General features: G+C 56.0%; 9 protein-coding genes and 1 other RNA gene. 6 read left to right on the top strand and 4 right to left on the bottom strand.

Going from position 1 to position 10083, the window contains the following annotated elements; all coding sequences use genetic code 11:
- A non-coding RNA gene (locus tag CW267_RS24300) (RtT sRNA) lies at positions 1–94 on the top strand; the annotation flags it as partial.
- 83 nt (positions 95–177) lie between these two features.
- Here the strand turns inward: CW267_RS24300 and CW267_RS24295 are convergent.
- Positions 178–1104: a LysR family transcriptional regulator gene (locus CW267_RS24295; RefSeq protein WP_008803880.1), complete on the bottom strand. Its 927-nt coding sequence runs from the start codon at positions 1102–1104 to the stop codon at positions 178–180.
- An 88-nt stretch (positions 1105–1192) separates the two neighbouring features.
- Between CW267_RS24295 and CW267_RS24290 the strand changes: the two genes are divergently transcribed.
- Positions 1193–2191 carry a bile acid:sodium symporter family protein gene (locus tag CW267_RS24290; RefSeq protein WP_008803879.1) on the top strand — a complete coding sequence of 333 codons (999 nt, stop codon included), beginning with the start codon at positions 1193–1195 and terminating at the stop codon, positions 2189–2191.
- On the opposite strand, the gene CW267_RS24285 is transcribed toward CW267_RS24290, so the two are convergent.
- The 3 genes from CW267_RS24285 to zipA all read right to left on the bottom strand — a co-directional run bounded on the left by CW267_RS24285 (position 2188) and on the right by zipA (position 5521).
- Positions 2188–2406: a DUF3820 family protein gene (locus CW267_RS24285; protein ID WP_002913440.1), complete on the bottom strand. Its 219-nt coding sequence runs from the start codon at positions 2404–2406 to the stop codon at positions 2188–2190. The two genes, CW267_RS24290 and CW267_RS24285, sit on opposite strands and share 4 nt — an antisense overlap.
- A 1-nt stretch (position 2407) precedes the next feature.
- A complete protein-coding gene (gene ligA / locus CW267_RS24280; RefSeq protein WP_100781387.1) occupies positions 2408–4423 on the bottom strand; it encodes an NAD-dependent DNA ligase LigA in 2016 nt (671 codons plus the stop codon).
- A 69-nt stretch (positions 4424–4492) separates the two neighbouring features.
- Positions 4493–5521, bottom strand: coding sequence for a cell division protein ZipA (gene zipA / locus CW267_RS24275; protein WP_165787468.1), 1029 nt, complete (start codon positions 5519–5521; stop codon positions 4493–4495).
- A gap of 230 nt (positions 5522–5751) precedes the next feature.
- On the opposite strand from zipA, the gene cysZ reads away from it, so the two are divergent.
- The 4 genes from cysZ to ptsI all read left to right on the top strand — a co-directional run bounded on the left by cysZ (position 5752) and on the right by ptsI (position 10071).
- Positions 5752–6513, top strand: coding sequence for a sulfate transporter CysZ (cysZ, locus tag CW267_RS24270; RefSeq protein WP_008803876.1), 762 nt, complete (start codon positions 5752–5754; stop codon positions 6511–6513).
- Between the two features lie 176 nt (positions 6514–6689).
- On the top strand, positions 6690–7661 hold the full coding sequence (cysK, locus tag CW267_RS24265; protein WP_012967478.1) for a cysteine synthase A: 972 nt from the start codon (positions 6690–6692) through the stop codon (positions 7659–7661).
- Between the two features lie 380 nt (positions 7662–8041).
- A complete protein-coding gene (ptsH, locus tag CW267_RS24260) occupies positions 8042–8299 on the top strand; it encodes a phosphocarrier protein Hpr (RefSeq protein WP_002913505.1) in 258 nt (85 codons plus the stop codon).
- Between the two features lie 44 nt (positions 8300–8343).
- Complete coding sequence (ptsI, locus tag CW267_RS24255; protein ID WP_008803874.1) at positions 8344–10071, top strand: phosphoenolpyruvate-protein phosphotransferase PtsI; 1728 nt, start codon at positions 8344–8346, stop codon at positions 10069–10071.
- Positions 10072–10083: the final 12 nt, after the last annotated feature.

The raw sequence follows: 10083 nt of genomic DNA, 5'->3' as shown, positions 1-10083 counted from the left end.
GCAGGTTCGGGTCGAACGCAGTGAGACAACGGAGCCGCTTGCGGCGACGGCCCGAAGGGCGAGGCGAAGCCGAGTCATCCTGCACGACCCACCAATGTAAAAAGGCGCCCTAAAGGCGCCTTTTTGCTATGCGCAGTTTGCGGTCTTGCCGCGAGTTCCCCCGCAGCACTCCCCCTGTCAGCGCTGATACAGCGGATCTTCCACCCTCGCAGCGGTTAAATTTGCCCCTTCTTCACGCACAATTTCCCATAACGCCTGAGCGGCGGTCGACAGCGAGCGATTTTTCCGGCATGCCAGCATCAACTGCCGCTCCATCACCGGGGTCAGCCGCTTCACCGTCAGATGGCTCCCCTGCGGTAACGGCAGCGCCAGCGCCGGCAGAACGCTGATGCCAATTCCCGATTCTACCATCGGAAACAGCGTTGCCGGGTGACCAATCTCCTGCACAATGTTCGCCCGGATAGCCAGCCGGCTAAGGGCCGCATCAATCAGCGGACGGCTGCCGGAGGCATAGTCCTGCAGGATCAGTCTCTCATCCTGCAGCGCTTGCCACGGCACCTCCGTCAGGCCGGCAAAAGGATGATCCTCCCGGCAGAGCAGCAAAAAAGGTTCCGCCAGGACCACTTCACACTGCAGATCTGCCGCCGGGCCGGGGTCGATCACAATGCCGAAATCCACTTCCCCATGGCGAATACTCTCCAGCACCCACTGCTGGGGCCGATCGTGCAACACAAAATCGATATCTGGATAACGACGGTTGCTGTGAGCAATACACTGCGGAATCAGGTGGGCGGAAATCGTCTGACTGGCGGCGACCTTGACGGTACCGCTCATCTGCTGGCCGACGCGCCCGGCGTCGCGCAGGGTAATCGTCAACTCATCGAGCAAACGCTCCAGCCGCCCCGCCAGCTGCTGACCCGCTTCGGTGAGCACAACTTCGCGAGTGGTACGGTCGAGTAGCCGAACGCCGGTCTGATGCTCCAGCTCTTTGACGCTATGGCTGACGGCCGACTGACTTAAGCCAATCATCTCCCCTGCCCGGCTGAAGCTTCTGGCCCGGGCGACGGTGACGAATACTTTTAACTGACGCAGAGAGTAATTCATCTTTTTTATTCATGAATAGATGCAATAAATCAATTTTATTTCTCAAATGAAAAAAAGCACAATAGCGCATCTCTTTTCAGGAGCGTTTATGAAACTTTTCCGCATTCTCGATCCGTTTACGGCAACCCTGGTCACCGTTGTCCTGCTGGCCTCATTCTTCCCCGCCCGTGGCGCTTTCGTTCCCTTCTTTGAACATCTGACCACCGCCGCCATTGCCCTGCTGTTTTTTATGCACGGCGCTAAACTCTCCCGGGAAGCGATTATCGCCGGCGGCAGCCACTGGCGTTTGCATCTGTGGGTGATGTGCAGCACCTTTATTCTCTTCCCGGTACTCGGGGTTCTGTTTGCCTGGTGGGCGCCGGTGAATGTCGATCCGATGCTCTACAGCGGCTTTATCTATCTGTGCATTCTGCCGGCCACCGTGCAATCCGCTATCGCCTTTACTTCGCTGGCCGGAGGCAACGTCGCGGCGGCGGTGTGCTCAGCCTCGGCCTCCAGCCTGCTGGGGATCTTTGTTTCACCGCTGCTGGTGGGCGTCCTGATGAACCTTCATGGCGCAGGCGGCAGCCTCGAGCAGGTCGGTAAAATCATGCTGCAGCTGCTGCTGCCTTTCGTACTCGGTCACTTATCACGGCCGTGGATCGGCAACTGGGTGGCGAAGCATAAGAAGTGGATTGGTAAGACCGACCAGACCTCGATTCTGCTGGTGGTTTACTCCGCCTTTAGCGAGGCAGTGGTGAATGGCATCTGGCATAAAGTTGGTCTGGGATCGCTGCTGTTTATCGTGGTGGTCAGCCTGGTGCTGCTGGCCATTGTCATCGCCGTTAACGTGTTCGTCGCCCGCCGCTGCGGCTTTAACAAAGCCGATGAGATTACCATCGTCTTTTGCGGTTCGAAAAAGAGTCTGGCCAACGGCATCCCGATGGCCAATATTCTCTTCCCAACCTCGATCCTCGGTATCATGGTGCTGCCGCTGATGATCTTCCACCAAATCCAGCTGATGGTCTGCGCGGTGCTGGCGCGGCGCTACAAGCAGCAAACCGATGCGCGTCTCGCTGAGGAAAAGGCCAACGCCGCCAAAGCTTAACGCGCTTTCTTCAGGGGCTGAACCAGATCGCTCAGCCCCTCGGTTTTAATCAGCAGGGTCAACGCCATCAGCTCGCCGAGATGGCCGGCAGGAAACTGATCCTTACGCGCAAACCACAGTAAATACTCTTCCGGGACATCGATTAAACGACGTCCCTTGTATTTACCGAACGGCATCTCAGTATTGGCTATTTCGACCAGCTGCGCTTTATCCACGTTATTCTCCCAGCAGACGCATCATTTCGGCTTCGTCAATCACCTCAATGCCCAGCTCCTGCGCTTTCGCCAGCTTAGAACCCGCCGCTTCGCCGGCAATCACCAGGTCAGTTTTCTTCGACACACTGCCTGCCACCTTCGCCCCCAGCGCGACGAGACGCGCTTTGGCGTCATCCCGCGTTAGCTGACTCAGGCTGCCGGTCAGGACCACGGTTTTACCCGCAAACGGGCTATCAATCTCTTCCGCCTTCACCACGACTGGCGCCGGCCAGTGAACGCCTTCGGCCAGCAGCTGCGCGATGACATCGCGGTTACTCTCTTCGGCAAAGAAGTTGAAGGTATGGGTGGCAACCACGATGCCAACATCAGGGACCTTTTGCAGCTCCTCAATGGAAGCCTGCTCCAGGGCTTCAAGAGTGCCGAAATGCGCCGCCAGGGCCGCCGCTGTCGCTTCGCCTACCTCGCGAATACCCAGAGCGTAGAGGAAGCGTGCGAAGGTCGTCTCTTTGGCTTTTTCCAAAGCATTGACCACATTTTGCGCGGACTTCGGCCCCATCCGATCCAGCCCGGTGAGTTTCCCGGCGCTCAGGCGGAACAGATCCGCCGGCGTATGGACATACTCTTTCTCCACCAGTTGGTCGATGATCTTGTCACCCATGCCGTCAACGTCGAGCGCGCGACGGGAGACGAAGTGCTTAAGCGACTCTTTACGCTGCGCGCCGCAGATAAGGCCGCCCGTACAGCGGGCTACCGCCTCGCCCTCCACTCGCTCAACGTCGGACTGACATACCGGGCAGTGGGTCGGGAAGACAACATCCCGGGCATCCGCCGGACGCTCGGAAAGCACCACATTGACCACCTGCGGGATCACATCGCCTGCCCGACGAATCACTACCTTGTCGCCGATTTTCAGACCTAAGCGTTCGATTTCATCGGCGTTATGCAGGGTGGCATTGCTCACCAGCACGCCGGCGACATGGACCGGCTCCAGGCGCGCCACTGGCGTGATCGCCCCGGTGCGCCCTACCTGGAACTCCACATCCCGGACGAAAGTCATCTGCTCCTGTGCCGGGAACTTAAAGGCCACGGCCCAGCGCGGCGCGCGGGCCACAAAACCCAACTGCTCCTGCAGCGCCAGCGAATCGACTTTGATCACCACGCCATCAATGTCAAAGCCCAGATGAGGACGATCTTCCTCGACTTTACGATAGTAAGTGAGCACTTCCTCGGGAGTATGACACAGGGTGACGCGATCGCTCACCGGCAGTCCCCATGCTTTGAACTGCTGCAAACGGGCCGAGTGGCTGGCCGGCAGCTCACCGCCCTCCAGCACGCCAACGCCGTAGCAGAAGAAAGTAAGCGGTCGCTTCGCCGTGATGCGCGGATCGAGCTGGCGCAGCGAACCCGCCGCCGCATTACGCGGGTTAGCAAACACTTTTCCGCCGGTGCGGCGCGCTTCTTCATTGATTTTTTCAAACCCGGCCTGCGGAAGGAAAACCTCACCACGCACCTCAAGACGTGCCGGGATATTCTCGCCATGCAGCTTGAGGGGGATAGTGCGAATGGTTCGCACATTGGAGGTAATATCCTCGCCGGTGGTACCGTCGCCGCGGGTCGCGGCCTGCATCAGTACGCCGTTTTCGTAGAGAATACTCACCGCGAGGCCGTCGAGCTTAAGCTCGCAGCAGTAGGTGAGATCGTCAGTGCTTTTCAGGCGATCCTGTACCCGCTTGTTGAAGGCGAGAAAGCTCTCTTCATCAAACACGTTGTCCAGCGACAGCATCGGCACTTCATGGCGGATCTGGCTGAAGGCAGTTAGTGGCGCCGCCCCCACCCGCTGAGTCGGCGAGTCCGGGGTAATCAGCTCCGGATGTTGACTCTCCAGCTCGCGCAGCTCGCGCATCAGGCGGTCATATTCCGCATCGGGCACTTCCGGCGCGTCCATAACGTGGTACAGATATTCATGATGGCGAAGCGTGGTTCGCAGTTCAGTCAGTTGTTGTTCGATCGGTTCCATATCACACCATCAATGATAAAAAACCCCCGACAGGCGGGGGTTGAGAAGGAGTTGAGATAACGCGGGACGTCAGGCGTTCGCGTCTTTCACTTCGCGAATACGATCCTGGTATTCACGCAGTTTTTGCGGCGTCATCATGCGACGCTGATCGTCAAGCACCACGCCGCCCACTTCATCGGCGATATACTGCGCAGACTGCAGCATCAGCTTGAAGTTCTGCAGTTCATCACCGTAGGAAGGGACCTGCATAAAAATAGTCACCCCAGGGGTCATCATATCCGCCATGCTGTCCGGATTGAAGGTCCCCGGCTTCACCATGTTGGCCAGGCTGAACAGCACCGGACCGCTGCCATCCGGGCTCAGATGGCGGTGGAAAATATTCATTTCACCAAACTTGAAGCCGGCCTGCTGGATGCTGTTGATCAGCACCTCGCCGTTAAGCTGTGCGCCGTGATGGGCGGCGACGTTCATCACAATGACCGTCTCTTTACGCTCTTTCGGCTGCTGCGGCTCTACCGGCTGCGGCTCGACCACGGCGGGCTGCGGCGCGGCAACAGGCTGCTGCGGGGCGGCTGGCTGCGGCTGGGCAACGGTCGGCGTCACCGGCTGCGGTGCGACGGGCTGCTGCACAACGGGCTGCGGCTGATGTTGGGGTTGCACGGACGGCTGCGCGGGCTGCGGCTGTTGCCAGCCAGGCTGCGCAGCCGCATGCTGCTGTCCCTGCGGTTGAACCGGGGCCTGGCGCGGCGATTGCTGCGGCTGGCGAACCGGTTCATCAGGACGCACAGGCTGCTGCATCTGGCGCTCGTAAGGCGGCTGGTACTGGTGCTGCGGCGCCTGACGAGGGGCTTCATGCTCCCCATGCGCGCCGTGCGGGGCGTGAGTGACCGGATGAACGCGGACTTCACCTACGCCTTCAACATTATCATCAAAGTCTTCGTTTTCCGACTCATCGTCGCGCGACTTCATACGTTTCAGTGGGCGATCGCGAAACATCGAAGAACGTTCTTTACGGCTGGTCCAAAAACCATGTACCAGTAAAGCGATTATGGCGATCGCGCCAACAATGATTAATATCAGACGCAAATCCTGCATCATTATATTCTCTGTTGTTCTAACACCTTGCCACCACGGCAAACATTTACTCACTAAGAGTATTTGCCGATTACCTCAAGTGCAAGTGCGTCGGTCGCTTTCACCACATAAAGATGAACTAAATCGTGCTTTTTGCTGTTTTTTCGAACATTTCCTAACTGGTTATTGTCTGGCGACCCGATAAAATAAGCGAGCATTCACACTGGATGTTAAAAAAGGAGCATTGCCTGGCTATGGTTTCATCATCCGCACCGACCCCGCGTAGCGGCGTTTATTATTTTTCGCAGGGCTGGAAACTCATCGGGCTGCCTGGCATACGGCGTTATGTCTTTTTGCCTTTGCTGGTTAACGTGCTGCTGATGGGCGGAGCCTTCTGGTGGCTATTTACCCGTCTCGACAGCTGGATCCCCTCGCTGATGAGCCATGTGCCGGACTGGCTGCAGTGGCTGAATTACCTGCTGTGGCCGGTGGTGGTGCTCTCGATTCTGCTGGTGTTTGGTTACTTCTTTTCGACTATCGCCAACTGGATAGCTGCGCCGTTCAGCGGCCTGCTGGCGGAACAACTTGAAGCGCGTCTGACTGGCGCCACCCCGCCGGATGTCGGCGTCTTTGGCATCATGAAGGATATTCCGCGCATCATGAAACGTGAGTGGCAGAAGCTGGCCTGGTACCTGCCCCGTGCCATCGTGCTGTTGCTGCTCTACTTTATACCCGGCGTTGGCCAGACGGTGGCCCCGGTACTCTGGTTCCTGTTCAGCGCATGGATGCTGGCAATTCAATACTGCGATTACCCCTTTGATAATCACAAGGTCCCCTTCAGGACCATGCGCGAAGCGCTGCGCAGCCGCAAAGTGATGAATATGCAGTTTGGGGCGCTCACCAGTCTGTTTACCATGATCCCGGTGTTAAACCTGGTGATCCTGCCGGTGGCCATCTGCGGCGCCACCGCAATGTGGGTCGATTGTTATCGCGATAAACACGCGGTCTGGAAATAGCCCCAACATGTTCACCCCGGGAGCGGCTGAGGCCGCTCCTTATATCTCGCTTATTCCTTCTTGCTTATCATTATTTCCCTTCCGCATATAGATATGCTAAATCCTTACTTCCGCATATTCTTTAAGCGGGTATGCTGATGCCGTACCCCCAAATTTCATACAGTTAAGGACGGGCCATGAGTAAGATTTTTGAAGACAACTCCCTGACTATCGGTCACACGCCGCTGGTACGACTGAACCGCATTGGTAACGGCCGTATCCTGGCAAAGGTAGAATCTCGTAACCCGAGCTTTAGCGTAAAATGCCGTATCGGCGCCAATATGATCTGGGATGCTGAAAAGCGCGGCGTTCTGAAACCTGGCGTGGAACTGGTCGAACCGACCAGCGGCAACACCGGTATCGCCCTCGCCTACGTGGCGGCGGCCCGCGGCTACAAGCTAACGCTAACCATGCCGGAAACCATGAGCATTGAGCGCCGCAAACTGCTGAAAGCGCTGGGCGCCAACCTGGTACTGACCGAAGGCGCAAAAGGCATGAAAGGCGCTATTCAGAAAGCGGAAGAGATCGTCGCCAGCAACCCGGAAAAATTCCTGCTGCTGCAGCAGTTCAGCAACCCGGCTAACCCGGAAATCCACGAAAAGACCACCGGCCCGGAAATCTGGGAAGACACCGATGGTCAGGTGGACGTCTTTATCTCTGGCGTAGGCACCGGCGGTACGCTGACCGGCGTCAGCCGCTACATTAAAAACACCAAGGGCAAAAAAGATCTGATCACCGTCGCGGTCGAACCGACCGATTCGCCGGTCATCTCCCAGGCGCTGGCGGGTGAAGAGCTCAAGCCGGGCCCGCACAAAATTCAGGGCATCGGCGCCGGCTTCATTCCTGGCAACCTGGATCTGAAGCTGGTGGACAAAGTGATCGGCATTACCAACGAGGAAGCTATCTCCACGGCGCGCCGTCTGATGGAAGAAGAAGGCATCCTGGCGGGTATCTCTTCCGGGGCCGCCGTTGCCGCCGCGTTGAAGCTGCAGCAAGATGAGGCCTTTACCAATAAGAATATTGTGGTTATCCTGCCTTCCTCAGGTGAGCGTTATTTAAGCACCGCGCTGTTCGCCGATCTCTTCACTGAGAAAGAACTGCAACAGTAGTGCCAGCTTGTAAATAATGTGTAAAAAAGCACCTTTTCAGGTGCTTTTTTGTGGCATACGTCAAAGTTTTACCCCTCCTGGCATTGATTCACCTCGTAGGGTCTGGTATTTAACCAGCACATTTATTTTGATGCGCGAAATTATTCAGAAGAGGATTTCCGCCAGCTGAATCGATTTTATGATTTGGTTCAAGTCTTCCTTTCGCGGCATAATGTTTAATGACGTGCTAGACGTCAATGGCCCGCAGGTCTTCGCAGCGCCAGGCGCTGCCGACGCCAAGGCCGGAAACGTAACGCCGGCGCTAACAATACAGGCTAAAGTCGAGTCGTTAGACTAGACTTTAGGTCCACAACACTAAACCTATAAGTTGGGGAAATATAATGTTCCAGCAAGAAGTTACCATTACCGCTCCGAACGGTCTGCACACCCGCCCTGCTGCTCAGTTTGTTAAAGAAGCTAAAGGCTTCACTTCTGAGATCACTGTAACCTCCAACGGCAAAAGCGCCAGCGCCAAAAGCCTGTTCAAACTGCAGACTCTGGGCCTGACCCAGGGAACCGTAGTGACCCTCTCCGCTGAAGGCGAAGATGAGCAGAAAGCTGTTGAGCATCTGGTTAAACTGATGGCTGAACTCGAGTAAGTTCACGGGTTCTTTTTCATATCAGTCACAAGTAAGGTAGGGTTATGATTTCAGGCATTTTAGCATCCCCGGGTATCGCCTTCGGCAAAGCACTGCTGCTGAAGGAAGATGAAATTGTCATCGACCGGAAGAAAATTTCTGCCGATAAGGTTGATCAGGAAGTCGAACGTTTCCTGAGCGGCCGCGCCAAGGCCTCCGCCCAGCTGGAGGTCATCAAAACCAAAGCTGGTGAAACTTTCGGTGAAGAAAAAGAAGCCATCTTCGAAGGGCATATCATGCTGCTGGAAGATGAGGAGCTTGAGCAGGAAATCATAGCCCTGATTAAAGATAAGCACATGACTGCCGACGCGGCAGCCAATGAAGTTATCGAAGGTCAGGCCACTGCCCTGGAAGAGCTGGACGATGAATACCTGAAAGAACGTGCGGCTGACGTACGCGACATCGGTAAGCGCCTGCTGCGCAACATCCTTGGTCTGTCGATTATCGATCTGAGCGCGATTCAGGATGAAGTCATCCTCGTCGCCGCCGATCTGACCCCGTCTGAAACCGCACAGCTGAACCTGAAAAAAGTGCTGGGCTTCATCACCGACGCGGGCGGCCGTACCTCTCACACCTCCATCATGGCGCGTTCCCTGGAACTGCCGGCCATCGTGGGCACCGGCAGCATCACGGCGCAGGTGAAAAACGGCGATTATCTGATTCTCGACGCGGTGAACAACCAGGTTCTGGTCAACCCGTCTAACGAGCAAATTGAAGCGCTGCGTAATCTGCAGGCTCAGGTTGCGGAAGAAAAAGCCGAACTGGCGAAACTGAAAGATCTGCCGGCGATTACCCTCGACGGCCATCAGGTTGAAGTCTGCGCCAACATTGGTACCGTTCGCGATGTCGAAGGTGCTGAGCGCAACGGCGCCGAAGGCGTAGGCCTGTATCGTACCGAATTCCTGTTCATGGACCGTGACGCGCTGCCAACTGAAGAAGAGCAGTTTGCGGCCTATAAAGCGGTGGCTGAAGCCTGTGGCTCTCAGGCCGTTATCGTGCGTACCATGGACATTGGCGGCGACAAAGAGCTGCCGTACATGAACTTCCCGAAAGAAGAGAACCCGTTCCTCGGCTGGCGTGCCGTGCGTATCGCGATGGATCGTAAAGAGATCCTGCGCGATCAGGTGCGCGCCATCCTGCGTGCCTCCGCTTTCGGTAAACTGCGCATTATGTTCCCGATGATCATCTCTGTTGAAGAAGTGCGTGCGCTGAAGAAAGAGATCGAAATCTACAAACAGGAACTGCGTGACGAAGGTAAAGCATTTGACGAATCCATTGAGATCGGCGTGATGGTGGAAACACCGGCTGCGGCGACCATTGCTCGTCATCTGGCCAAAGAAGTTGATTTCTTTAGTATCGGCACCAATGATTTAACGCAATATACTCTGGCAGTTGACCGTGGTAATGATATGATTTCACATCTTTACCAGCCGATGTCACCGTCTGTACTGAATCTGATTAAGCAAGTTATTGATGCTTCTCACGCTGAAGGTAAATGGACTGGCATGTGCGGTGAGCTTGCGGGCGATGAACGTGCTACACTTCTGTTGCTGGGTATGGGGCTGGACGAATTCTCTATGAGCGCCATTTCCATCCCGCGCATCAAGAAGATTATTCGTAATACGAACTTCGAAGATGCGAAAGTATTAGCAGAGCAGGCTCTTGCTCAACCGACAACGGACGAGTTAATGACGCTGGTTAACAAGTTCATTGAAGAAAAAACAATCTGCTAATCCAAGAGATGC

The organism is Klebsiella sp. X1-16S-Nf21 (assembly GCF_002837615.1).
Taxonomy (GTDB): Bacteria; Pseudomonadota; Gammaproteobacteria; order Enterobacterales; family Enterobacteriaceae; genus Klebsiella; species Klebsiella variicola.
The sequence above is the reverse complement of the archived record's forward strand: the minus strand, read 5'-3'. Positions and strand labels throughout refer to the sequence as shown.